This is a genomic window from Burkholderia sp. APQ4-4ca (assembly GCF_057837105.1).
Map to the genome: position 1 here is coordinate 73,878 of NZ_JBYQCG010000235.1, position 23,024 is coordinate 96,901.

At 69.2% G+C, this 23,024-nt stretch carries 21 protein-coding genes; 16 read left to right on the forward strand and 5 right to left on the reverse strand.

The annotated features are described in order from the left end of the window. The first annotated feature begins 29 nt into the window (after window positions 1-29). From AC3IFE_RS30155 to AC3IFE_RS30190, 8 genes are all read left to right on the forward strand, one after another. Entirely contained in the window at window positions 30-695 is a 666-nt protein-coding gene (locus AC3IFE_RS30155) for a paraquat-inducible protein A (protein WP_089466707.1), read from the forward strand. Beyond that, window positions 692-1,327 (forward strand): paraquat-inducible protein A, encoded by a 636-nt coding sequence (locus AC3IFE_RS30160; RefSeq protein ID WP_489193875.1) that lies wholly within the window; start codon window positions 692-694, stop codon window positions 1,325-1,327. Before AC3IFE_RS30155 ends, AC3IFE_RS30160 begins: the two co-directional genes overlap by 4 nt. Next, a complete protein-coding gene (locus AC3IFE_RS30165; RefSeq protein ID WP_489193877.1) occupies window positions 1,320-2,939 on the forward strand; it encodes a PqiB family protein in 1,620 nt (539 codons plus the stop codon). The genes AC3IFE_RS30160 and AC3IFE_RS30165 overlap by 8 nt, the downstream gene beginning before the upstream one ends. Then, window positions 2,936-3,655, forward strand: coding sequence for a PqiC family protein (locus tag AC3IFE_RS30170; protein ID WP_089466704.1), 720 nt, complete (start codon window positions 2,936-2,938; stop codon window positions 3,653-3,655). The genes AC3IFE_RS30165 and AC3IFE_RS30170 overlap by 4 nt, the downstream gene beginning before the upstream one ends. Before the next feature lie 483 nt (window positions 3,656-4,138). Continuing rightward, window positions 4,139-6,268: a site-specific recombinase gene (locus AC3IFE_RS30175; protein WP_489193878.1), complete on the forward strand. Its 2,130-nt coding sequence runs from the start codon at window positions 4,139-4,141 to the stop codon at window positions 6,266-6,268. Between the two features lie 187 nt (window positions 6,269-6,455). Next, the gene (locus tag AC3IFE_RS30180; RefSeq protein WP_089466702.1) at window positions 6,456-7,760 is read left to right on the forward strand and encodes a THUMP domain-containing class I SAM-dependent RNA methyltransferase; all 1,305 of its coding nucleotides are present in this window, start codon (window positions 6,456-6,458) and stop codon (window positions 7,758-7,760) included. 384 nt (window positions 7,761-8,144) lie between these two features. Beyond that, on the forward strand, window positions 8,145-8,549 hold the full coding sequence (locus AC3IFE_RS30185) for a VOC family protein (protein WP_089466700.1): 405 nt from the start codon (window positions 8,145-8,147) through the stop codon (window positions 8,547-8,549). Window positions 8,550-8,622: 73 nt separating this feature from the next. Then, window positions 8,623-9,309 (forward strand): helix-turn-helix transcriptional regulator, encoded by a 687-nt coding sequence (locus tag AC3IFE_RS30190; RefSeq protein WP_011544611.1) that lies wholly within the window; start codon window positions 8,623-8,625, stop codon window positions 9,307-9,309. 73 nt (window positions 9,310-9,382) lie between these two features. Here AC3IFE_RS30190 and AC3IFE_RS30195 read toward each other — a convergent pair whose 3' ends face one another. Continuing rightward, on the reverse strand, window positions 9,383-10,306 hold the full coding sequence (locus AC3IFE_RS30195; protein ID WP_301738016.1) for a carbon-nitrogen hydrolase family protein: 924 nt from the start codon (window positions 10,304-10,306) through the stop codon (window positions 9,383-9,385). 86 nt (window positions 10,307-10,392) lie between these two features. Here AC3IFE_RS30195 and AC3IFE_RS30200 point away from each other — a divergent pair, with 86 nt between their 5' ends. After that, window positions 10,393-11,313 (forward strand): LysR family transcriptional regulator, encoded by a 921-nt coding sequence (locus tag AC3IFE_RS30200; protein WP_301738015.1) that lies wholly within the window; start codon window positions 10,393-10,395, stop codon window positions 11,311-11,313. An 88-nt stretch (window positions 11,314-11,401) separates the two neighbouring features. Here the strand turns inward: AC3IFE_RS30200 and AC3IFE_RS30205 are convergent, their stop codons facing one another. From AC3IFE_RS30205 to AC3IFE_RS30215, 3 genes are read right to left on the reverse strand one after another with little or no spacing between them, the layout of a single operon-like run. After that, the gene (locus tag AC3IFE_RS30205; RefSeq protein WP_301738014.1) at window positions 11,402-12,856 is read right to left on the reverse strand and encodes an NAD(P)(+) transhydrogenase (Re/Si-specific) subunit beta; all 1,455 of its coding nucleotides are present in this window, start codon (window positions 12,854-12,856) and stop codon (window positions 11,402-11,404) included. Beyond that, window positions 12,853-13,179, reverse strand: a complete 327-nt coding sequence (locus AC3IFE_RS30210) for an NAD(P) transhydrogenase subunit alpha part 2 (RefSeq protein WP_012327914.1) — start codon at window positions 13,177-13,179, stop codon at window positions 12,853-12,855. Before AC3IFE_RS30210 ends, AC3IFE_RS30205 begins: the two co-directional genes overlap by 4 nt. Window positions 13,180-13,190: 11 nt before the next feature. Then, window positions 13,191-14,330: a Re/Si-specific NAD(P)(+) transhydrogenase subunit alpha gene (locus AC3IFE_RS30215; RefSeq protein WP_489193882.1), complete on the reverse strand. Its 1,140-nt coding sequence runs from the start codon at window positions 14,328-14,330 to the stop codon at window positions 13,191-13,193. A gap of 276 nt (window positions 14,331-14,606) precedes the next feature. Here AC3IFE_RS30215 and AC3IFE_RS30220 point away from each other — a divergent pair, with 276 nt between their 5' ends. The 3 genes from AC3IFE_RS30220 (at window position 14,607) to AC3IFE_RS30230 (ending at window position 18,028) form a co-directional block, all read left to right on the forward strand. After that, window positions 14,607-15,116, forward strand: a complete 510-nt coding sequence (locus AC3IFE_RS30220; RefSeq protein WP_089466696.1) for an NUDIX hydrolase — start codon at window positions 14,607-14,609, stop codon at window positions 15,114-15,116. Continuing rightward, window positions 15,113-16,288: a tRNA 2-thiouridine(34) synthase MnmA gene (gene mnmA / locus AC3IFE_RS30225; RefSeq protein WP_301738011.1), complete on the forward strand. Its 1,176-nt coding sequence runs from the start codon at window positions 15,113-15,115 to the stop codon at window positions 16,286-16,288. Before AC3IFE_RS30220 ends, mnmA begins: the two co-directional genes overlap by 4 nt. Window positions 16,289-16,408: 120 nt before the next feature. Continuing rightward, window positions 16,409-18,028: an FMN-binding glutamate synthase family protein gene (locus tag AC3IFE_RS30230; protein ID WP_301738010.1), complete on the forward strand. Its 1,620-nt coding sequence runs from the start codon at window positions 16,409-16,411 to the stop codon at window positions 18,026-18,028. Between the two features lie 110 nt (window positions 18,029-18,138). On the opposite strand, the gene AC3IFE_RS30235 is transcribed toward AC3IFE_RS30230, so the two are convergent. Then, window positions 18,139-18,750 carry a glutathione S-transferase family protein gene (locus AC3IFE_RS30235; RefSeq protein ID WP_089467889.1) on the reverse strand — a complete coding sequence of 204 codons (612 nt, stop codon included), beginning with the start codon at window positions 18,748-18,750 and terminating at the stop codon, window positions 18,139-18,141. 187 nt (window positions 18,751-18,937) lie between these two features. Between AC3IFE_RS30235 and AC3IFE_RS30240 the strand changes: the two genes are divergently transcribed. The 4 genes from AC3IFE_RS30240 (at window position 18,938) to AC3IFE_RS30255 (ending at window position 22,990) form a co-directional block, all read left to right on the forward strand. Continuing rightward, complete coding sequence (locus AC3IFE_RS30240) at window positions 18,938-20,323, forward strand: aminopeptidase P N-terminal domain-containing protein (protein WP_489193885.1); 1,386 nt, start codon at window positions 18,938-18,940, stop codon at window positions 20,321-20,323. A gap of 37 nt (window positions 20,324-20,360) precedes the next feature. Then, complete coding sequence (locus AC3IFE_RS30245; protein WP_489193887.1) at window positions 20,361-21,548, forward strand: UbiH/UbiF/VisC/COQ6 family ubiquinone biosynthesis hydroxylase; 1,188 nt, start codon at window positions 20,361-20,363, stop codon at window positions 21,546-21,548. Between the two features lie 144 nt (window positions 21,549-21,692). Continuing rightward, window positions 21,693-22,760 (forward strand): tRNA dihydrouridine synthase DusB, encoded by a 1,068-nt coding sequence (dusB, locus tag AC3IFE_RS30250; RefSeq protein ID WP_069616741.1) that lies wholly within the window; start codon window positions 21,693-21,695, stop codon window positions 22,758-22,760. Then, window positions 22,757-22,990: a Fis family transcriptional regulator gene (locus AC3IFE_RS30255; protein WP_006476892.1), complete on the forward strand. Its 234-nt coding sequence runs from the start codon at window positions 22,757-22,759 to the stop codon at window positions 22,988-22,990. The genes dusB and AC3IFE_RS30255 overlap by 4 nt, the downstream gene beginning before the upstream one ends. Window positions 22,991-23,024 lie beyond the last annotated feature (34 nt).

A 23,024-nucleotide genomic window follows, 5' to 3' on the forward strand; every position in this document is an offset into this window, starting at 1 on the left:
TCCCCAGCCGTCGCGACACCGCCTTTTCCATGCAACGATACGACCTGATTGCCTGCCACGAATGCGACGCACTGTTGCATAAACCGCGCCTCGCCGGCCGCGAGATCGCGCGCTGTCCGCGCTGCGACGCGCTGCTCTATCGCAACAGCACCACGCAGATCGAGCGCATCACCGCACTCGCGGTCGCGGCGCTCGTCACGTTCATCATCGCGCAGACGTTCCCGATCCTCGAGATGGACCTGAACGGCACGCGCGTGCAGACGACGCTGATCGGCGCGATCGACGCGCTGTGGCATCAGGACATGGCGATCGTCGGCGTGATGGTGTTCTGCTCGACCGTGCTGTTCCCGCTCGTCGAGATGGCCGCGCTGCTTTACGTCCTGCTGCCGATCCGCCGCGGCGTCGTGCCGCCCGGTCTCAACTTCGTGCTGCGCACGATCCAGCTCGTGCGGCCGTGGGGGATGATCGAGGTGTTCATGCTCGGCATCGTGGTCACGATCGTGAAGATGGTGAGCCTCGCGCGCGTCGTGCCCGACGCGGCGCTGTTCGCGTTCGGCGCGCTCACGCTGATGACCGCCGTCGTGCTGATGTTCGACCCGCGCACGGTGTGGGACATCGCCGACGACCTGCGCGCCGGCCGCTCGCCCGCGCGGCCCGACCCCGCCGCGCCGCTGCCGGACGCGCCCCGCCGATGACGAACCCCACGCCGACCGCCGCCCGCGAGGGCTACGCCAGTTGCCACGCGTGCGGGCTCGTGCAGACGATCGACCGGCCGCACGCGCATTGCGCGCGCTGCGGCAGCGCGCTGCACGTGCGCACGCCGAACAGCATCATGCGCACGTGGGCGCTGCTGCTCGCGGCCGCGATCCTCTACATTCCGGCGAACCTGCTGCCGATCATGCGCACGTCGTCGATCGTCGGGTCGCAGCAGGACACGATCATGAGCGGCGTCATCTATTTCTGGACGTCCGGCGACTGGCCGCTCGCCGTCGTCGTGTTCGTCGCCAGCATCCTCGTGCCGATGCTCAAGCTCGGCGTGCTGACGCTCCTCGTCACCAGCGCGCAGCGCCGCGCCACGTGGCGGCCGCTGCAGCGCACGCGCCTCTACCGGATCGTCGAGCGCATCGGCCGCTGGTCGATGCTCGACATCTTCGTCGTGACGCTGACCGTCGCGCTCGTCCATTTCCGTTCGCTCGCCGTCATCACGGCCGGCCCCGGCGCACTCGCGTTCGGCTCGGTCGTGATCCTGACGATGCTCGCGTCGATGCAGTTCGATCCCCGCCTGATCTGGGATCCAGTCGAAACCTCAGGGAATCACCATGAATAATCCACAAGGCCCGCAGCAAGACGCGCCCCGGCCGCCCGATCCGACGATCTCGACGAAAAGCGGCTGGCTGCCGTCGCTCGTCTGGCTCGTGCCGCTGATCGCCGCGCTGATCGGCATCGGCCTCGTGATCAAGTCCGTGCGCGAGCGCGGCCCGGAAATCACGATCAGCTTCCATAGCGCCGAAGGGCTCGAGCCGGGCAAGACCCAGGTCAAGTACAAGGACGTCGAGATCGGCACGGTCAAGACGATCAAGCTGTCGAAGGACCTGACGCGCGTGCTCGTCCAGGTGCAGCTCAAGAAGGAGGCCGAGGATTTCGCGGTCAAGGGCTCGCGCTTCTGGATCGTGCGGCCGCGCGTCGGCGCGACCGGCGTGTCGGGGCTCGGCACGCTGCTGTCCGGCGCGTACATCGGCGTCGACGCCGGCCACGGCCAGGACACGCTGACCGACTTCACCGGCCTCGAGACGCCGCCCGCCGTCACGGGCGACCAGAAAGGCACGCAGTACGTGCTGCGCGGCGACTCGCTCGGCTCGGTCGACATCGGCTCGCCGGTCTACTACCGCCGCGTGCAGGTCGGCCAGGTGGTCGGCTTCTCGCTCGACAAGGACGGCACGGGCGTGACGTTCAACGTGTTCGTCAATGCGCCGTACGACCAGTACGTCGGGATGAACACGCGCTGGTGGCAGGCGAGCGGCGTCGATCTGCGGCTCGATTCGAGCGGCCTGAAGCTGAACACGCAGTCGCTCGCGACCGTGATCCTCGGCGGCATCGCGTTCCAGACGCCGCCGAACCAGGGCACCGGCGCGACCGCGCCGAACAACACGACGTTCCGCCTCGGCTCCGACGAGGGCGACGCGATGCGCGACCCGGACGGCCAGCCGCTGCAGGTCGTCATGAACTTCAACCAGTCGCTGCGCGGGCTCGCCGTCGGCGCGCCGGTCGACTTCCGCGGCATCGTGCTCGGCGAAGTGACGAACATCGGCATCGACTTCGATCCGAAGACGAAGAACTTCCTGATGCCGGTGACGATGAACGTCTATCCGGAACGCCTCGGCCGCCGCTTCCGCGAGACGATCGAGAGCAAGGGCGAACCGGCGCGGCGCGAGATCGTCGAGCGGCTCGTCCAGCACGGGCTGCGCGGCCAGTTGCGCACCGGCAACCTGCTGACGAGCCAGCTGTACGTCGCGCTGGACTTCTTCCCGAAGGCGCCGGCCGCGAAGATCGACACGGCCCGCCAGCCGCTCGAGCTGCCGACCGTGCCGAACACGCTCGACGAGTTGCAGCTGCAGGTCGCCGACATCGCGAAGAAGCTCGACAAGGTGCCGTTCGACCAGATCGGCGCGAACCTGAACAGCGCGCTGTCGAACGCCGACAAGCTGTTCAAGCAGCTCGACACGCAGGTCGCGCCGGAAGCGCGCGACACGCTGTCGGCCGCGAAGCAGACCTTCTCGACCGCCGAAGCGACGCTGCAGCAGGATTCGCCGCTGCAGTCCGACGTGCGCGGCGCGCTGAAGGAGCTCACGCGCACGCTGCAATCGCTGAACGCGCTCGCCGACTATCTGGAGCGCCACCCCGAATCGCTGCTCAAGGGCAAGCCAGGAGATAAACAATGACGACACGCGTGAACGGTTTCGCGAGCGGCGCGGCGGCGGCGCTCGCCGCACTGGCGCTCGCCGCGTGCAGCTCGCCGCCCGCGCGGTTCTACACGCTCAGCCCGGCCGACGCCGCGGCGCCGCTGCACACCGCGCCGGCCAACCCGGCGTTCCTGATCGAGGTGCCGTCGGTCGGCGTGCCCGAGCAGGTCGCGAAGAACCAGTTGGTCGTGCAGAAGAACGCCGCGCAGGTCGACGTGCTCGAGCAGGAACGCTGGGCGGCGCCGCCCGCCGACGAAATCCGCCGCGCGCTGTCGGACGATCTCGCCGCGCAGCTCGGCACGATCGACGTCGCGAATTCCGCATATCCGGCCGGCGTGCCCGTGTACCGCATCAGCGTGAACGTGCAGCGCTTCGAGTCGTGGCCGGGCAAGCGCGCGGCGATCGACGCCGTCTGGAGCGTGCGCTCGCTCGCCACGCAGGCCGTGATGACCTGCCGCACGAGCGTCGCGGAACCGGTCGCCGACGGCTATGACGCGCTCGTCGCCGGCCACCGCCGTGCGCTCGACGTGATTGCCACGCAGGCCGCGGCCGGCGTGCGCGCGATGGCTGCCCGCCGCGGTGCGGCGGCCGCGTCCGCGGGCGGCGGCAAGACGGCCGTCGCGCCGGCCGTGCCGTGCCCGGCCAATCCGACGGCAGGCGGCGACACCGGCGCGACGGGCAAGTCCGGCGCATAAGCGAACGCGGCGACGCGCGGGCGAACGGTCGACACGGCGTTCGCCCGTGCGGTGTCGAACGGCTCGGCGGGTCCGTCGCACTCGCCGAACGCCGGACGCCGGCCGCATGCCGTCGCAACCGGCGCCATGCGGCCTACTCATCGGCCGGACGGCCACTTTGCACTCTTTGTCAAAGCCGCCGGAACCCGCGCCACCTCACGCGGTCGGCTTGCGTTTTCCGGCCCGATTGACGATCCTACGCACTTTCCGGCTCGCGCCGTTCGTCGTGCGCATCAGCCAGCGGCGCCGGGCCGCGTTCGGCCCGACCGCCGTGCCGCCCGGCGCCCGCACGCGAACCGCGTGCACCGCGGCGGGGCAGCCGCATCGCGGGTCGCCGCGCATCGTCCGGCCACCGGCCCCGTCTCACCCGTTCTCACCGGCGCCGCGCCGCTTCCCCGGCCGGCATCCCGAACCCGCCCGTCCCGGGCTTTCGCTATTCCGTTTATGTTTCGTTCCCTGACGACCCTGATCAAGAAGTGGCGCGCGTCGCGCAATGCCGGTCACCAGCTCGATGCGCTGCTCGCCAACGCCGACGCCGACGCGTCGTACGCCGAGCGCAGCGAATGGCTGATCGAGCTCGCGCACTGGCTGCGCCGCACCGGCACCGTGCAGGACGCGCCGGCCGGGCGCGACGCCGACACGCGCGCGTATCCGGCCCATGCACGGCTGCGCTACCTGTTCCACGTGCTCGATCGCAACCCCGCGTGGAAAGCACACGCCGCGCGCATTCTGCGCGGCATCCTGCGCGAGTGCGACGGCATCTCGCTGCTGTGCGACGCCGGCATGCCCGTGCATTCGGGCTTCTTCGGCGCGCTGTTCGAGCGGATCGACTCGTCGCTGATCCCGCCCGCGCCGAACCGCCGCGAGCTGTCGGCGCTGTTCACGCTGATGTTCCCGACGCCCGAGGACGCGAAATGGATCGACGCGCTGCCCGACGACCTGCTCGCGCGCGTCGCCGAGCTGATCTCGTTCGACGTCACCGACGAAGAGCGCCACGAGCCCGGCTCGTTCTCGCGCGACCTGCTGGCCGCGCTGCACAACCTGACCTGCCAGATCAGCTCGACCGGCCTGTCGCAGACGGTGCGCAGCCGGCTGTCCGACGACGACGCGCGCAAGCCGCTGGAACGCCAGCCGCTCGAATCGCAGCCGTTCTACCGCCTCACGCGCGCGATGCTCGCGATCGAGACCGCGCATGCGGCCGTCGAGGACGGCGGCGACCCGAGCAAGCTGCTGCACGAGGTGAACTACCTGCGCGTGCTGCTCGACGAATGCCGGATCGCCGTCGACGACGTGTTCGCGCACCTGTACCGCAACGGCGTGTCGGTGGACATCGTGTTCCAGGTCGAGCGGATGCGCATGCGCATCCTGCGCGCGGAAATGCTGCTCAACGCGTGGATGGCGCGCGACGACCTGCGCGGCATGGCGCACCTGACCGCCGAACTCGTCGACGCGAACCAGAGCAGCCAGAGCGTCGCGCACCTGGTGCGCAGCAACTTCTCGCTGTTCGCACGCAAGCTCGTCGAGACCAACGCGGACACCGGCGAGCACTACATCTCGCGCGGCCGCGCCGAGTACCTGAAGATGCTGCGGATGGCCGCCGGCGGCGGCCTCGTCACCGTCGTGACCGTGTGCGTGAAGTTCGCGATCACGGGTGCGCACCTGCAGTCGATGCTCGAAGGGCTGTTCGCGGGCGTCAACTACGCGGCCAGCTTCATGCTGATGCACTTCCTGCACTTCACGCTCGCGACCAAGCAGCCCGCGATGACCGCGCCGACGCTCGCGCGCGAGCTCGACGACACCGGCCACGACGAAGGCGTGAAGGCGTTCGTCGGATCGGTGATCGCGCTGATCCGCACGCAGGCGGCCGCGATTTCCGGCAACGTGCTCGTCGTGCTGCCCGTGTGCCTGCTCGTGCAGCTGTTCGCGAGCAACGTGCTGCATGCGAACCTGATCTCGCCGGAGAAGGCGCACGCGACGCTGCACTCGTTCTCGCTGCTGGGCCCGACGCCGTTCTATGCGGCGCTCACCGGCGTGCTGCTGTGGGCGTCGAGCCTGCTCGCGGGCTGGGCCGACAACTGGTTCGTGCTGCACCGGGTCGGGGACGCGCTCACCTACAACCGGCGGCTGCGCCTGACGCTCGGCGCGGCCGGCGCCGCGAAGCTCGCGCACTTCTGCCGGTCGAACGTCGCGGGCGTGGTCGCGAACGTCGGCCTCGGCCTGATGCTCGGCCTCGTGCCGGCGATCGTCACCGTGTTCATGTTCCCGTTCGAGGTGCGGCACGTGACGCTGTCGGCCGGCTCGATCGGGGTCGCGCTCGGCGTGCTGGGCAAGGGTGCGCTCGGCACGCCCGAGCTGTGGTGGGCCGGCGCGGGCGTCCTCAGCATGGCGATCCTCAACGTGCTCGTGAGCTTCGCGCTCGCGTTCACGATGGCCGTGCGCTCGCGCAGCCTGCGCCCGACCAAGGTGCGCGCGCTCGTCGCCGCGATCGTCCGCACGGTGCTATCGAATCCGCTCGCGCTGTTCTGGCCGGCGGCCAACCCCGCCGCGCGCGCCGGCCAGCCGGGCACGCACTGACCGGCGGCGGCGCGGCGGCGCCTGCCCGGCCGCCCTTCCCCGCCCTCCCGCCCTCCCGTCCTCCCGCCCTCCCGGCACGCCCCGCACGCGCGAGCGGCGGCCGCGCCGGGGCCGCCGCGCCGAAACGCCGGCCCCGGTCGCCCGCGCCGCGTACAATAGTGGACTTTTGCACGTCCTCACCCGCCTTATGTCCTCGCCCACCCTGTTCGAATTCTTCGCTCCCTGCCCGCGCGGCCTCGAAGCGGCGCTTGCCGCCGAGCTGGCCGAAATCGCCGGCCGCCACCTGAACGGCGCGCCGTTCACCGCGGGCGCGCAGGTGCCGGGCGGCGTCCATTTCAGCGGCGGCTGGGCCGCCGGCATGGCCGCGAACCTCCATTCGCGGATCGCGAGCCGGATCCTGCTGAAGATCGCGCACGGCCCGTACCGCAACGAACAGGACGTCTACGCGCTCGCGCTCGAGCAGCCGTGGGAGCGCTGGTTCGCGTCGACGCAGACGCTGCGCATCGACATCACCGCGATCAAGTCGCCGCTGAAAAGCCTCGAATTCACGACGCTGCGCGTGAAGGATGCGATCTGCGACCGGATGCGCGAGAAAACCGGCTCGCGCCCGAGCATCGACACCGGTGCGCCGGACGTGCGCGTGTTCGCGTTCCTGACCGTCAACGAGTGCACGCTGTACCTCGACACGTCGGGCGAGCCGCTGTTCAAGCGCGGCTGGCGTCTCGACAAGGGCGCGGCGCCGCTGCGCGAGAATCTCGCGGCCGGCATCCTGCGCCTGACGGGCTGGACGCCCGGCACCGCGCTGTACGACCCGATGTGCGGCAGCGGCACGTTCCTCGCGGAAGCCGCGCAAATCGCGCTCGGCGTGGCGCCCGGCGTCGAACGCCGGTTCGGCTTCGAAAAGCTCAAGCAGTACGACATCACCGCGTGGCAGGGGCTGAAGGTGCCGGCGCTCGACGCGAAGCGCGCGGCGCGGGCCAAGCGCGGCGACGCGCTCGGCGTGTACGGCAGCGACATTTCCGGCGACATGCTCGAGAAGGCGCGCGCGAACCTCGAGCGCGCGGGCGTGCCGTCGGTGTGGCTCAAGCAGGTCGACGCACGCGGGATGACGCCGCCGTGCGACGGGCCGGGCATCCTCCTCGCGAACCCGCCGTACGGCGAGCGGATCGAAGTGCGCGGGCGCAGCGCGCGCGGCGAGGTGCGCGAAACCGGCCGCAACCGCGGCAACGACGACGCATTCCGCCGCACGCACACCGACGCGCCGGACAGCGAGTTCTTCAACGCGCTCGGCGATGCGCTGAAGCAGCGCTTCACCGGCTGGCAGGCGTTCCTGCTGACGTCCGACCGTTCGCTGCCCGGCCAGTTGCGCCTGCGCGAATCGGCCAAGACGCCGCTGTTCAACGGCGCGCTCGAATGCCGGCTGTTCCGCTTCGACCTGATCGCCGGCAGCGTGAAGGCACGCCCGGCGGCAGCGGAAGGCGACGACGCGTAAGCCAGCCGTTCGCTTCCACGAGCAACGACTTCCAGGGGCCGCCATCGCGGCCCCTGTGCTTTTCCGCGGCCGGTCGGTGCTCCGACTGCGACCCGCGCCACCGTGATGGCAGCGCATGCCGCGTCTCGATCCGCGTCTTCACGCTCGACAGCACGGCCGGCCAGCCGCCGCGCCTCCCGCCCTCCTTCTTCGAACCGGGCACGAGCCCCTCCTGCGTGACGGTCAGCTCCCCGACGCCGGCCTGCGGCTCGATCCGATAGATGACAACTCTACTGACAATACGGTGTCAGCAGCCCGCGCTCACACTGCAATCCCGGCGCAATGCAGGCTGGTTTCCGCACCGAATCCGAATAACAACGCAAACAACGTAACAAGGAGCTCGTCATGACGTCAGCAACCGCCACTGCCACCCCGGACCGCGCGATCGCGTGGTTCGACATTCCGTCCCTCGATTTCGACCGCGCGATCCGCTTCTACGAAACCGTGCTGCAAACCACGTTGCAGCGCGCGGTCATCGGCGGCGTGCCGATGGCGACGTTCGATCGCGACGCGTCGAGCACGGGCGGCAGCATCGTGTTCGATCCGCAGCAGATCAAGCCGAGCGCGAACGGCGTGCTCGTCTACCTGAACGCCGGCGAATCGGTCGTCGCGGCGCTCGAACGCGCGAAGCGCGCGGGCGGCGTCGTGCAGGGCGCCGTCGTCGAGCTGCCGAACAACTATGGCTACGTCGGCTACCTGATCGACACGGAAGGCAACCGCGTCGGCCTGCACGCGCCGAAATGCCACTGAGCGCGGCGGCCGGCGGGCCGGCGCGGCGCTATCATCGCGAAGTCCCCGTCGCCAGAGGAATCGAGGTGCCGTCATGACCCGCCGCGCCGACCGCCTGTTCCAGATCGCCGAGCTGTTGCGCGGGCGTCGTCTCACGACCGCGCAGCAACTGGCCGACTGGCTGTCGGTGTCGCCGCGCACGGTCTATCGCGACGTGCGCGACCTGCAACTGTCAGGGGTGCCGATCGAAGGCGAAGCCGGCATCGGCTACCGGCTGAACCGCAACGCGAGCCTGCCGCCGCTCACGTTCACGGCCGAGGAGCTGGCGGCGCTCGCCACCGGCGCGCGCATGCTCGAGACCTGGGGCGGTGCGCGCTTCGCGAGCGGCGCGCGCTCGGCGCTCGCGAAGATCGCGTCGGCGATGCCGGCCGACAAGCGCACGGCGCTCGACCGCCTGCCCGTGTTCGCGCCGTCGTTCCACATCGACGAGACGTTTTGCGCGAAGGTCGACGCGATCCACCAGGCGATCGACACGCGCCACATCGTCAGCTTCGACTATCGCGACCGGCTCGGCGCGCATTCGCAGCGCCGCGTGTGGCCGCTCGGGCTCGTCTACTGGGGCGGGCGCTGGACGATCGGCGCGTGGTGCGAACTGCGCGGCGATTTCCGCACCTTCGACATCGCCCGGATGGGCGACATCACCGTGCACGAGCAGTTTCCGGACATGGAAGGCCGGCGGATCGCCGACTACATGCGGATCGCGGAAGCGCCGATGCGCTGACCCAGCGCGGCGGCAAGCGTACGCCGCCGCCCTTCATGTCGCGGGCGCCATGGGGCGCGCCGCCCTGCTTGCGTTACCCGCCGAACACCACCGGCCGCTTCGGCCGCTCGTCGACGTGCAGCGAGAACACGTCCGCACGCGCGTAGTGGCCGACGACGTCGAAATCGTAGCGCGCCTTCACGAGCGCGTCGGTGTCGATCCGCGCGGTCACAAGCCCCGCCTCGCCGATCAGCGGCTCCGTCAGCAGGTCGCCGAGCGGCCCGACGATCACGCTGCCGCCGCGGATCAGCGGCCGCTCGGGGTCCCAGCCCGGCACGTCGATGCCGAGCGCGCGCGGCGACGGCTGCACCTGGCACGCGCTCACGACGAAGCAGCGCCCCTCGTGCGCGATGTGCCGCATCGAGCTCTGCCATACGTCACGCTCGTCGACCGTCGGCGCACACCAGATCTGCACGCCTTTCGCGTACATCGCGCAGCGCAGCAGCGGCATGTGGTTCTCCCAGCAGATCGCGGCGCCCGCGCGGCCGGCGGCCGTGTCGACCACCGGCAGCGTCGAGCCGTCGCCCTGCCCCCAGATCAGCCGCTCGGTGCCGGTCGGCATCAGCTTGCGGTGCTTCGCGACGAGCCCGTCGCGCGGATCGAAGAACAGCGCGGTGCAGTACAGCGTGCTGCCGCCGCGCTCGATCACGCCGACCACGAGGCTCGCGCCCGTGCGCTGCGACAGCGCGGCCAGCTCGTCGGTTTCCGGCCCCGGCACGTCGATCGCCTGCGCGGCGTAGCGCGCATACGCGTCGCGGCCTTCGGGCAGCCGGTAGCCGAGCCGCGTGCCGAAGATCTCGCCTTTCGGATAGCCGCCGAGCACGGCCTCGGGCAGCACGACCAGCGACGCGCCGCTGTCGCGGATCGCGGTTTCGTAGCCGAGGATCGTGTCGAGCGTGGCGCGCGTGCCGGCGGGCGATGCGCCGATCTGCAGCGCGGCGATGACTGAAGTGGACATGAAGGCGTCTCCGGTGAATGCGGTGAATGGGACGTCATCTTTGTCGATATCATTTCATCGATCAAATCGATACAACGATAACTGACATGAATGTGGATGATATTGCCGCGCTCGACCTGAACCTGCTGAAGGTGTTCGAGGCGCTGTACGAGGAAGGCGGCGCGAGCCGCGCGGCGCTGCGGCTCGATCTCACGCAGTCGGCGGTCAGCGCGGCGCTTGGCCGGCTGCGCGTGATCTATGCCGATCCGCTGTTCGTGCGCACCGGCCGCGGGCTCGCGCCGACGCCGCGCGCGGACGAACTGAAGCCGATCCTGTCCGACGCGCTCGACCGCTGCCGCGAAAGCCTCGCGATCGCGGCCGACGGCGGCGACCGCGTCGGCCGCACGATCTCGATCGGGCTGTCCGACGATTTCGAGATCGCGCTCGGCCGTGCGCTGATCGAGGCGGTCGCGCGCGAAGCGGCCGGGATCCGGCTGATCTTCCGGCAAACGCACAGCGGCATCGCCGGGGACGCGCTGCTGCGGCACGGCGTCGACGTCGCGATCGCGTCGGGCGGGTTCTCGGCGAACGGGCTCAGCCGGCGCGCGGTCGCCACCGGCGGCTACGCGTGCCTGATCGACCCGGCCGGCCGCGCGCGGGCGCCGCGCACGCTGACGCTCGCCGAATTCCTGCGGCGCGACCACCTGCTCGTGTCGTCGGGCGGCGTGATCGGGATCGTCGACGAAGCGCTGGCCGCGCTGGGCCACAAGCGGCGCGTCGCGGCGTCGACCACGCATTTCGCCGCGCTGCCGTACCTGCTCGCCGGCTCCGACGCGATCGCGACGATCCCCGCGCATGCGGCGCATGCGATCGCGCAAGCGACGTCGCTGCGCGCGCTCGCGTGCCCGGTCGACCTGCCCCGCTATCCGGTCGAAATCGGCTGGCGCACGAGCACGCAGCGCGACCCGGCGATCGTACGCGTGCGCGACACGATCGCCGCCTGCGTCGCACGCCTCGTCACACCATGAAAAAAGCCCGGCCGGCTTGCGCCGGTCGGGCCTGTCCGGCGCGCGGCGCCCGCGCATCGCAGCGGGCACCGCGTAGCCAGAGCGTGCGTTACTCGACGGCCTTCACCATGTCCTCGATCACCTTCTTCGCATCGCCGAACACCATCATCGTCTTGTCCATGTAGAACAGGTCGTTGTCGAGGCCCGCGTAGCCGGCCGCCATCGAGCGCTTGTTGACGATCACCGTGCGCGCCTTGTACGCCTCGATGATCGGCATCCCCGCGATCGGCGATTTCGGATCGTTCTTCGCGGCCGGGTTCACGACGTCGTTCGCGCCGAGCACGAGCACCACGTCCACCTGGCCGAATTCGCCGTTGATGTCCTCCATCTCGTGCACGATCTCGTACGGCACCTCCGCTTCCGCGAGCAGCACGTTCATGTGCCCCGGCATCCGCCCGGCGACCGGGTGGATCGCGTACTTCACGTCGATGCCCTTCTCGACCAGCTTGTCGGTCAGTTCCTTCAGCGCGTGCTGCGCGCGGGCGACGGCGAGCCCGTAACCCGGCACGATCACGACCGATTCCGCGTTGCCGAGCATAAACGCCGCGTCGTCGGCCGAACCCGACTTCACCGGCCGCTGCTCCTGCGCGCCCGCCGCGCCGCCGGCCGACGCCTCGCCGCCGAACCCGCCGAGGATCACGTTGAAGAACGAGCGGTTCATCGCGTGGCACATGATGTACGACAGGATCGCGCCCGACGAGCCGACCAGCGAACCGGCGATGATCAGCATCGCGTTGTTCAGCGAGAAGCCGATGCCGGCCGCGGCCCACCCCGAGTACGAGTTCAGCATCGACACGACCACCGGCATGTCCGCGCCGCCGATCGGGATGATGATCAGCACGCCGAGCACGAACGCGATCGCCGTCATGATGATGAACGGCAGCCACGCCTGCGTGATGAAGAACAGGATGCCGAAGCCGAGCATCGCGATCGCGAGCATCAGGTTGATCAGGTGCTGGCCCGCGTACACGACCGGCGCGCCCTGGAACAGCCGGAACTTGTACTTGCCCGACAGCTTGCCGAACGCGATCACCGACCCGGAGAACGTGATCGCGCCGACGAACGTGCCGATGAACAGCTCGACGCGGTTGCCGTACGGGATGAAGCTCGACGACACCGCATCCTGCGGCACGAGGCCGAACGCTTCCGGCTCCGACACGACCGCATACGCAATGCACACGGCCGCGAGACCGATCAGCGAGTGCATCGCCGCGACGAGTTCCGGCATCTTCGTCATCTCGACGCGGGCGGCGACGAATGCCCCGACGCCCCCGCCGACGATCAGCGCGCCGAGCACGAGCGCGAGGCCGAGCGGCAGGTTCGCGCCGAGCCACGCGGCCTGCTTGACGATCAGCGCGATCGTCGTGAGGATCGCGATGGCCATCCCGACCATCCCGAACAGGTTGCCGCGCCGCGCGCTCTTCGGGTTCGACAGCCCCTTCAGCGCCTGGATGAAGCACACCGACGCGACGAGGTACAACAGCGTGACGACGTTCATGCTCATCGCGCGCCCTCCTTGCCGCCCTCGATACGCTTGGGCTCCTTCTTGCGGAACATTTCGAGCATTCGCCTCGTCACGAGAAAGCCGCCGAACACGTTGACGGCCGCGAGCGCGACCGCGAGCGTGCCGAAGAACTTGCCGGTCGCGCCGACGGTCAGCGCCGCCGCGAGCATCGCGCCGACGATCACGATCGCCGAGATCGCGTTGGTCACGGCCATCAGCGGCGTATGCAGCGCCGGCGTGACGTTCCAGACGACGTGGTAGCCGACGTACACCGCCAGCACGAAGATGATCACGTTGATCACCGTGTGATTGATGACTTCCATGGTCTCCTCCGTTATTTGCGCGTCATTTCGCCGTCGCGGCACAGCAGCGTCGCGGCGACGATGTCGTCGGTCAGGTCGATGTTCAGCGTGCCTTCCTTCGTGACGATCAGCTTCATGAAGTCGAGCAGGTTGCGCGCATACAGCGCCGACGCGTCCGACGCGACCATCGACGCCAGGTTCGTGTAGCCGGCGATCGTCACGCCGTTGTGCATGATCACCTGGTCGGCGACGGTCAGCGGGCAGTTGCCGCCCTTGCGGCCGTCGATTTCCGGGCCGCGGCCGGCCGCGAGATCGACGAGCACCGAGCCGGGCTTCATCGATTGCGCCGTTTCGACCGAGATCAGCGTCGGCGCCGGGCGCCCGGGAATCAGCGCGGTCGTGATCACGATGTCGGCCTGCTTCGCGCGTTCGTGCACGAGCGCGGCCTGGCGGCCCAGCCACGACGGCGGCATCGGGCGCGCATAGCCGCCGACACCCTGCGCGGCTTCGCGCTCTTCGTCGGTTTCGAACGGGACGTCGAGGAATTTCGCGCCGAGCGACTCGATCTGCTCCTTCACGGCCGGCCGCACGTCGGACGCCTCGATCACCGCGCCGAGGCGCTTCGCGGTCGCGATCGCCTGCAGGCCCGCGACGCCCGCGCCGAGAATCAGCACGCGCGCCGCCTTCACGGTGCCCGCGGCCGTCATCAGCATCGGCATGAAGCGCGGATACAGCGACGCGGCCACCAGCACGGCCTTGTAGCCGGCGATGTTCGCCTGCGACGACAGCACGTCGAGACTCTGCGCGCGCGTGGTGCGCGGCGCGGCCTCGAGCGCGAAACCGGTGACGCCGGCCGCGGCGAGTTGCGCCGCCTGCTCGCCGTTGAACGGCTCGAGCATCCCGACCAGCACCGTGCCGCGCTTGAGCAACGGCAGTTCGGCGTCGGTGGGCGCCTGGACCTTCAGCACGAGGTCGGCGCCAAAAGCGGCCGACTGGTCGGTCAATTCGGCGCCGGCGGCCACATAGGCTTCGTCGGGATAGCTGGCGGCGCTGCCGGCCCCTTTCGCGATACTGACCCGATGGCCGGCCGCCGCGTACTTCTTCACGGTTTCCGGCGTCGCGGCCACGCGCGCCTCGTTGGCCCGCGTTTCAGCAGGCACTCCAATATGCATCGTCGGTTCCTCCAGTCATTGTCAGTATTTCTTTTCTTGCGATCTTTACTGCACAACGAGCCGGACAGGCTCACTTACCGGCTCACGAGCAACGGCTTTCACGCACTTTAACCGAAAGCGATGGCCCCGCCAGCACTTTGCGCACGACCGTGCTCGAATGCGACATGCGCTTGACCCGTCCCGTCACGCCCTGCGGGGACGGCCGCCTTGCAAGGGTCGGATTCGTCTAGCGGAACGGCCGGCAGCGTTCGGGCGCAACCGGTAAAATGCCGAACCATGAAACCCGAAATCTGGACCCCGCATGTGACGGTCGCCGCGCTCGTCGAGCGCGCCGGCCGCTTTCTCGTGATCGAGGAAGAAACCTCGACGGGCCTGCGCATCAACCAGCCGGCCGGTCATCTCGAAGCCGGCGAGACGCTCGCCGACGCCGTGATCCGCGAAACGCTCGAGGAAACCGCGCACCCGTTCACGCCCGACGCGCTCGTCGGCGTCTATCTCGCGCACTACGACCGCCCCGGCAACGCCGGCGCGACCTACCTGCGCTTCACGTTCTGCGGCACGGCCGGCGAACCGGTCGCGGGCCACGTGCTCGACGACGGCATCGTCCGGACGCTGTGGATGACGGCCGACGAACTGCGCGCATGCAGCGAACGCCATCGTTCGCCCGCGGTGATGCGCTGCGTCGACGATTACCTCGCCGGGCGGCGCGTGCCGCTCGATTTCGTGCACACGCATTCGGTCGCTCCGCGCCCCGAGGCATTCGAACGTCAGGCGGTCGGCAAATGAGCAAGCGTCGTGTCGTGGTGGGCATGTCGGGCGGCGTCGATTCGTCGGTGACCGCTTGGCTGCTGAAGGAACAGGGCTACGACGTGGTCGGCCTGTTCATGAAGAACTGGGAAGACGACGACGACGGCGAGTACTGCTCGACGCGCCAGGACTGGATCGACGTCGTGTCGGTGGCCGATCTGATCGGCATCGACGTCGAAGCCGTCAACTTCGCGGCGGAATACAAGGACCGCGTGTTCGCCGAGTTCCTGCGCGAATACTCGGCCGGCCGCACGCCGAACCCCGACGTGCTGTGCAACGCCGAGATCAAGTTCAAGGCGTTCCTCGACCACGCGATGTCGCTCGACGCGGAAATGATCGCGACCGGCCACTATGCGCGCGTGCGCGAGCGCGACGGGCGTTTCGAACTGCTGAAGGCGTTCGATCATACGAAAGACCAGTCGTACTTCCTGCATCGGCTGAACCAGGCGCAACTGTCGAAGACGATGTTCCCGCTCGGCGAGATCCCGAAGACGAAGGTGCGCGAGATCGCCGCGCAGATCGGGCTGCCGAACGCGAAGAAGAAGGATTCGACCGGCATCTGCTTCATCGGCGAACGGCCGTTCCGCGATTTCCTGAACCGCTATCTCCCGACCAAACCCGGCCCGATGAAGACGCCCGACGGCAAGGTGGTCGGCGAGCACATCGGCCTCGCGTTCTACACGTTCGGCCAGCGCAAGGGCATCGGCCTCGGCGGCAGCAAGAGCGGCAACGGCGATCCGTGGTTCGTCGCCGCGAAGGACATCGCGTCGAACACGCTGTACGTCGTGCAGGGCCACGACCATCCGTGGCTGCTGTCGCGCGAGCTCGTCGCCGGCAACGTGAGCTGGGTCGCGGGCGAGCCGCCGGCGGACGGCTTCGCGTGCGGCGCGAAGACGCGCTACCGGCAGGCCGATGCGGCGTGCGTGTTCGGTCGGGCCGCGACAGGCGCCGCGGCCGCCGGCCCGGCAGGCGAAGCGCGCTTCTCGCTCGCGTTCGACGACGCGCAGTGGGCGGTCACGCCCGGCCAATCGGCCGTGCTGTACGACGGCGAAATCTGCCTCGGCGGCGGCATCATCGAATCCGCGGCCACCGGCCAGCCCGGGCAGGCTGCGGCGGCGGGCCACGCGCCGGCGTTCGCCGAAGCACGCTGACATCCATTCGGTTTAGACTTGCGGCACGCCGCGCCCGGCGGAACACGATTCCGTCGCGGCCGGCGCGCCGCCTTCGCAGCGTACGCATGGCGGCACCTAAGAATGCTTACGGAGTCCCCCATGCTTTCAAGACGCTACCTCGCGATGTGGTGCGCCGTGCTGCTGCTCGTCGCGGCGGCCGCGCTCGCGTCGGTCCACCTCCTCTCCTGGCTGTGGATCGCCATCCCCATCGCCCTCGTCGCGCTCGGCCTGTACGACCTGAACCAGGACCGCCACGCGATCCTGCGGAACTACCCGCTCTGGGGCCACTTCCGCTTCCTGTTCGAATTCATCCGACCTGAAATCCGCCAGTACTTCGTCGAGGACGACACCGACGAAAAACCGTTCTCGCGCGCGCAGCGCAGCCTCGTCTACCAGCGCGCGAAGAACGTCGCCGACAATCGTCCGTACGGCACCGAGCTGAACGTGAAGGCCGTCGCGCACGAATGGATCAGCCACTCGCTCGCGCCGACGAAGCTGCCGAACCACGATTTCCGCATCCGCGTCGGCGCGAATCGCGCGCAACCATACGACATTTCGATCTTCAACATCTCGGCGATGAGCTTCGGCTCGCTATCCGCGAACGCGATCCGCTCGCTGAACCTCGGCGCGAAGAAAGGCGGCTTCGCGCACGATACCGGCGAAGGCTCGCTGTCAAAGTACCACCGCGAGAACGGCGGCGACATCATCTGGGAAATCGCGTCCGGCTACTTCGGCTGCCGCAACGACGACGGCACGTTCAACCCCGACAAGTTCGCGAAGCAGGCCGCCGATCCACAGGTCAAGATGATCGAGGTGAAGCTGTCGCAGGGCGCGAAGCCCGGCCACGGCGGCGTGCTGCCGGCCGCGAAGATCACGCCTGAAATCGCCGAGACGCGCGGCGTGCCGATGGGCAAAGACTGCATCTCGCCCGCGACGCACTCGGAATTCTCGACGCCGCGCGGCTTGCTCGAATTCGTCGAGCGGCTGCGCACGCTGTCCGGCGGCAAGCCGACCGGCTTCAAGCTGTGCATCGGCCATCCGTGGGAATTCTTCGGGATCGCGAAAGCGATGCTCGAGACGGGCATCGTGCCCGACTTCGTCGTCGTCGACGGCGCGGAGGGCGGCACGGGGGCGGCGCCGCTCGAATTCACCGACCACGTCGGCGTGCCGCTGCAGGAAGGGCTGCTGCTCGTGCACAACACGCTCGTCGGGATCGGCGTGCGCGACCGCGTGAAGCTCGGCGCGAGCGGCAAGATCATCACCGCGTTCGACATCGCGCGCACGCTCGCGATCGGCGCCGACTGGGTGAACTCCGCGCGCGGCTTCATGTTCGCGGTCGGCTGCATCCAGGCGCAGCACTGCCACACCGACCGCTGCCCGACCGGCGTCGCGACGCAGGACCCGGTGCGCCAGCGCGCGCTCGTCGTACCCGACAAGGCCGAGCGCGTGTACAACTTCCACCGCAATACGCTGCATGCGCTGCAGGAACTCGTGCAGGCGGCCGGCCTCGCGCATCCGTCCGAGCTGCGCGCGCATCACATCGTGCAGCGCGTGGCACCGCACGAGGTGCGGCTGATGTCGCAGTTGCTGAAGTACCTGAAACCCGGCGCGCTGCTCGAAGGCCAGACCTGCGGTTTCTCGCTGTACGACAAGTGGTGGCCGATCGCGCGCAGCGATTCGTTCACGCTCGGCGAAGCGGTGTACGCATCGATCGAGTGACGCGCGCGGCCGCGCCGCTCGCTGCTGCGGCGGGCCCGTGCGGCCAAAAGAAAAGCGCCCCGCGGGCGCTTTTCTTTCGTCTGCCGAATGCGTGAAGGCCGGGCCGCGGCTCAGCCCTGCGGCAGCGTATCGGCGAACGATTGTCGCTGCTGCAGCTTCACGAAGTGCTTGTCGAGGTTCGGGTGGCGATCGCGCCAGTTGAGCTCGGGCACCCGGAAGTCGAGATAGCCGAGCGCGCAGCCGAGTGCGATGTCGGCGAGCGTGTAATGATTGCCGACGCACCACGTCTTGCCGCCGAGGCCCTGCGACATCGCGACGAGCGCGTCGTCGATCTTGCGTTGCTGGCGCGCGATCCAGCTCGCGCTGCGCTGCGCTTCGTCGCGCATCGTGTGTTCGAGACGAATCGCGACGGCTGCGTCGAGCACGCCGTCGCCCAGTGCCTCCCAGCAGCGCACTTCGACGCGCTCGCGGCCCGACGGCGGAATCAGCTTGCCGACCGGCGACAGCGTGTCGACGTATTCGCAGATCACGCGGGAATCGAACACCGCGGCACCATCCTCCATCACGAGGCAGGGGACCTTGCCGAGCGGGTTCGATGCATGGATGTTCGTGTCCGACGCCCACACGTTCTCGAGCTCCAGCTTGTAGTCGATCTTCTTTTCAGCAAGCACGATCCGCGCCTTTCGGACGTACGGGCTGCTGAGCGAACCGATTAATTTCATCATCTGCCTTTTTAAGGGAACTGCCGAGAGTATACGTTGTCGTCGATCATAACCGGCCCGCGCGGCCCGGCAGAAAATCGCCGGTCCGGCCTGTGGAAGGTTTGCAACAGCCGCCGCCGAGCCCCGCCGGGCGTGCCTTGCAGCCGCCGCCCTGACGCGCCGCGTCCGGCGGCGCTACAATCGCACGATGAATGCGCCCCTCGATACCGCCATCGCCGTCGACGTCTACCGCCAGCGCCGTGAACGCGTGCTTGCCGCACTGCGTGCCGCGGGCGGCGGCGTCGCCATCGTCCCCACCGCGCCGGAAATGCTGCGCAACCGCGATACGGCCTACCCGTACCGGTTCGACAGCTACTTCCATTACCTGACGGGCTTCGCCGAGCCGGATGCCGTGCTCGTGCTGAACGCGGCCGCGCCGCACGGCGCGCCGGAATCGATCCTGTTCTGCCGCGCCAAGAACGTCGACCGCGAGATCTGGGAAGGCTTTCACTACGGTCCCGACGCCGCGCGCGACGCGTTCAGCTTCGATGCGGCGTTCGCGACCGACGTGATCGACACCGAAATGCCGCGCCTGCTCGCCGATGCGGGCACCGTGCACTACCGGTTCGGCGCATCGACCGAGTTCGAGCGCCAGCTCGCCGGATGGATCGACGCGGTGCGCGCGCAGGCACGCACGGGCGTCGCCGCGCCGGACGCGCTGCTCGACCTCACGCCGCTGCTCGACGACATGCGGCTCGTGAAGGACGAACACGAACTCGCGATCATGACGCGCGCCGCGCACATCTCGGCGCTCGCGCACCGTCGCGCGATGCAGGTGTGCCGCCCCGGCATCCGCGAATACGAGCTCGAGGCCGAGCTGCTGTACCTGTTCCGCAAGCACGGCGCGCAGGCGCCCGCGTACGGGTCGATCGTCGCGGCCGGCGCGAACGCGTGCGTGCTGCACTACCCGGCCGGCAGCGCGGCCGCGCGGGACGGCGACCTGATCCTGATCGACGCCGCGTGCGAACTCGACGGCTATGCATCGGACATCACCCGCACGTTCCCGGCCAACGGCCGCTTCTCGCCCGCGCAGCGCACGCTGTACGACATCGTGCTCGCCGCGCAGCAGGCCGCGATCGACGCGACGCGCGCGGGCGTGCCGTTCGAGGCGCCGCACGATGCGGCCGTGCGCGTGCTCGCACAAGGGCTGCTCGACACCGGCATCCTCCCCAAAACACGCTTCTCGAACGTCGACGACGTGATCGCCGAGCGCGCGTACACGCGCTTCTACATGCACCGCACCGGCCACTGGCTCGGGATGGACGTGCACGACTGCGGCGACTACCGCGAGCGGCTCGCCGCGCGCGACGCGAACGGCGCGCTGCCGTGGCGCACGCTGAAGCCCGGCATGACGCTGACCGTCGAGCCCGGCCTGTACGTGCGCGCGGCCGACGACGTGCCGCCCGAGTACTGGAACATCGGCATCCGCATCGAGGACGACGCGATCGTGCGCGAGCACGGCTGCGAACTGATCACGCGCGGCGTGCCGGTCGCGGCCGACGAGATCGAGGCGCTGATGCGCGCGGGCGCATGACCGGCCGCCGACCGTTCCCTCCGTTTCACGAATCAAGATGACGACCGCTTCCTCGCCGGCCACGCCGGATTACGACCTCGCCATCGTCGGCGCGGGCCCCGTCGGGCTCGCGCTCGCCGGCTGGCTCGCGCGCCGCAGCGCGACGCAACATGCATCGATCGCGCTGATCGATGCGCGCGAACCGGCCGCGAGCGCGAACGACCCGCGCGCGATCGCCGTGTCGCACGGCAGCCGCGTGCTGCTCGACACGCTCGCGTGGCCCGCCGACGCCACGCCGATCGAACATATCCACGTATCGCAGCGCGGCCATTTCGGCCGCACGCTGATCGACCGCGACGAACACGCGCTCGCCGCGCTCGGCTACGTGGTGCGCTACGGCTCGATCGTGCAGGCGCTCGCGGGCGCCGTGCGCGGCATGCGCGTCGACTGGCTCACGTCGACCACCGCACGCACGCCGCAGCAGGACGCCGACGGCGTCACGCTGACGCTCGACGGCCCGCAAGGCGAGCGCACGCTGCGCGCGCGCATCGTCATCAATGCCGAAGGCGGGCTGTTTCACGAACAGCAGGCCGACGCCGGCAAGCATCGCCGCGACTACGGGCAGACCGCGCTCGTCGGCACGGTCACGGTCTCGGCGCCGCGCCCGAACGTCGCGTGGGAACGCTTCACGCACGAAGGCCCGCTCGCGCTGCTGCCGCTCGGCGGGCCGCGTCAGGCCGAGTATTCGCTCGTGTGGTGCTGCGCGCCCGACGAAGCCGCGCGACGTGCCGCGCTGCCGGACGACGCGTTCCTGCGCGAGCTCGGCAGCGTGTTCGGCGAACGCATGGGCGCGTTCGTCGCGATCGCCGGGCGCGCGTCGTTCCCCCTGGGCCTGAACGCCGCGCAGACGCTCGTCAGCGGCCGCGTCGCGGTCGTCGGCAATGCCGCGCAGACGCTGCACCCGGTGGCGGGCCAGGGGCTCAACCTCGGGCTGCGCGATGCGCACACGCTCGTCGACGCGCTGTCCGCGCAAGGCTTCGAGGCGACCGCGCTCGCCACCTTCAACGCGCGCCGCGCGCTCGACCGGCGCTTCACGATCGGCGCGACCGACACGCTGGCGCGGCTGTTTACGATCGACTCGGGCCCGCTTCCGCTGCTGCGCGGCGCCGCGCTTACCGCGCTCGAATTCGTGCCGCCGCTGAAGAAGGCGATCGCGCGCCAGATGATGTTCGGCCAGCGCAACTGACGCGCGGCGCACCGCGACGGCCTCTTCGGGCCATCCAGGCAAACCGGGTCAAATCGGCGGGGCATGGGAATACGGTAAAATGCGCGTTTTCCCTCCGCCCTTTTTGGCCCGCGACGCCCGGCGCTCGCGGGCGGCGCCATTGCGATGCCCGTTATCGGCCCTCACGTATTGCGTAACAACCTGTTCGTCGCCCCGATGGCCGGGGTGACGGATCGTCCGTTCCGCCAGCTGTGCAAACGGCTGGGGGCCGGCTACGCCGTGTCCGAGATGGTCGCGTCCAACGCGCAGCTGTGGAAAAGCGCGAAGACGATGCGGCGCGCGAACCACGAAGGCGAAGTCGAGCCGATCGCGGTGCAGATCGCCGGCGCCGATCCGGCGATGATGGCCGAAGCGGCCCGCTACAACGTCGACAACGGCGCGCAGATCATCGACATCAACATGGGCTGCCCCGCGAAGAAGGTCTGCAACGTCGCGGCCGGCTCCGCGCTGCTGCAGAACGAGCCGCTCGTGCAGCGGATCGTCGAGGCCGTCGTCGCGGCGGTCGGCACCGGGCCCGATGCGGTGCCCGTCACGCTGAAGATCCGCACCGGCTGGGATCGCGAGCACAAGAACGCGATCACGGTCGCGCGCCTGGCCGAAGCAGCCGGCATCTCGATGCTCACCGTGCACGGCCGCACGCGCGCCGACCTGTACCGCGGCGACGCCGAATACGACACCATCGCGGCCGTGAAGGCGGCCGTGCGCATTCCGGTCGTCGCGAACGGCGACATCACGTCGCCCGCCAAGGCGAAGGCCGTGCTCGATGCAACCGGCGCCGACGCGCTGATGATCGGTCGCGCCGCGCAAGGTCGGCCGTGGCTGTTCCGCGAAATCGATCATTTCCTGCAAACCGGCGAGCTGCTGCCCCCGCCGCGGATCGACGAGATCCAGCACGTGATGAACGAACACCTGGAAGACCACTACGCGTTCTACGGTGAATTCACGGGGGTCCGTACTGCGCGCAAGCACATCGGCTGGTACACTCGCGGCCTTTCCGGTGCCAACGGGTTCCGGCACCGAATGAACACGCTCGATTCCACCCGCGAGCAGCTCGCCGCCGTCAATGCATTCTTCGAGGCGCAAAAGGCGCTGTCGGACCACCTCGTCTACGTCGATGACGATGCGGAAAACAGCCAGGGCGAGTCGGACGACCATAACCAGTTAGCAGCATGAGCAAGCACAACATCGAACAATGTGTCCGCGAGAGCCTGGACGTGTATTTCCGGGATCTAGACGGCTCCAATCCGCACGACGTCTATGAAATGGTGATGTCCTGCGTCGAAAAGCCGATGCTCGAGGTCGTGCTCGTACAGGCCGGCGGCAACCAGTCGCTCGCCGCCGAGTACCTCGGCATCAATCGCAATACGCTGCGCAAGAAGCTGCAGCAGCACGGCCTGCTGTAGGCGGCCGTCCCGTCCCCGTTTCCCTGGCTATTGG

Excerpts from the sequence above, each read along its gene's own strand:
- mnmA (WP_301738011.1), top strand. The coding sequence starts at position 15,113 with ATGAGCAAGCGTCGTGTCGTGGTGGGCATGTCGGGCGGCGTCGATTCG.
- dusB (WP_069616741.1), top strand. The coding sequence starts at position 21,693 with ATGCCCGTTATCGGCCCTCACGTATTGCGTAACAACCTGTTCGTCGCC.
- AC3IFE_RS30215 (WP_489193882.1), bottom strand. The coding sequence starts at position 14,330 with ATGCATATTGGAGTGCCTGCTGAAACGCGGGCCAACGAGGCGCGCGTG.
- AC3IFE_RS30155 (WP_089466707.1), top strand. The coding sequence starts at position 30 with ATGCAACGATACGACCTGATTGCCTGCCACGAATGCGACGCACTGTTG.
- AC3IFE_RS30255 (WP_006476892.1), top strand. The coding sequence starts at position 22,757 with ATGAGCAAGCACAACATCGAACAATGTGTCCGCGAGAGCCTGGACGTG.
- AC3IFE_RS30170 (WP_089466704.1), top strand. The coding sequence starts at position 2,936 with ATGACGACACGCGTGAACGGTTTCGCGAGCGGCGCGGCGGCGGCGCTC.
- AC3IFE_RS30205 (WP_301738014.1), bottom strand. The coding sequence starts at position 12,856 with ATGAGCATGAACGTCGTCACGCTGTTGTACCTCGTCGCGTCGGTGTGC.
- AC3IFE_RS30190 (WP_011544611.1), top strand. The coding sequence starts at position 8,623 with ATGACCCGCCGCGCCGACCGCCTGTTCCAGATCGCCGAGCTGTTGCGC.
- AC3IFE_RS30235 (WP_089467889.1), bottom strand. The coding sequence starts at position 18,750 with ATGAAATTAATCGGTTCGCTCAGCAGCCCGTACGTCCGAAAGGCGCGG.
- AC3IFE_RS30160 (WP_489193875.1), top strand. The coding sequence starts at position 692 with ATGACGAACCCCACGCCGACCGCCGCCCGCGAGGGCTACGCCAGTTGC.
- AC3IFE_RS30220 (WP_089466696.1), top strand. The coding sequence starts at position 14,607 with ATGAAACCCGAAATCTGGACCCCGCATGTGACGGTCGCCGCGCTCGTC.
- AC3IFE_RS30185 (WP_089466700.1), top strand. The coding sequence starts at position 8,145 with ATGACGTCAGCAACCGCCACTGCCACCCCGGACCGCGCGATCGCGTGG.
- AC3IFE_RS30240 (WP_489193885.1), top strand. The coding sequence starts at position 18,938 with ATGAATGCGCCCCTCGATACCGCCATCGCCGTCGACGTCTACCGCCAG.
- AC3IFE_RS30165 (WP_489193877.1), top strand. The coding sequence starts at position 1,320 with ATGAATAATCCACAAGGCCCGCAGCAAGACGCGCCCCGGCCGCCCGAT.
- AC3IFE_RS30180 (WP_089466702.1), top strand. The coding sequence starts at position 6,456 with ATGTCCTCGCCCACCCTGTTCGAATTCTTCGCTCCCTGCCCGCGCGGC.
- AC3IFE_RS30195 (WP_301738016.1), bottom strand. The coding sequence starts at position 10,306 with ATGTCCACTTCAGTCATCGCCGCGCTGCAGATCGGCGCATCGCCCGCC.
- AC3IFE_RS30200 (WP_301738015.1), top strand. The coding sequence starts at position 10,393 with ATGAATGTGGATGATATTGCCGCGCTCGACCTGAACCTGCTGAAGGTG.
- AC3IFE_RS30230 (WP_301738010.1), top strand. The coding sequence starts at position 16,409 with ATGCTTTCAAGACGCTACCTCGCGATGTGGTGCGCCGTGCTGCTGCTC.
- AC3IFE_RS30175 (WP_489193878.1), top strand. The coding sequence starts at position 4,139 with ATGTTTCGTTCCCTGACGACCCTGATCAAGAAGTGGCGCGCGTCGCGC.
- AC3IFE_RS30245 (WP_489193887.1), top strand. The coding sequence starts at position 20,361 with ATGACGACCGCTTCCTCGCCGGCCACGCCGGATTACGACCTCGCCATC.
- AC3IFE_RS30210 (WP_012327914.1), bottom strand. The coding sequence starts at position 13,179 with ATGGAAGTCATCAATCACACGGTGATCAACGTGATCATCTTCGTGCTG.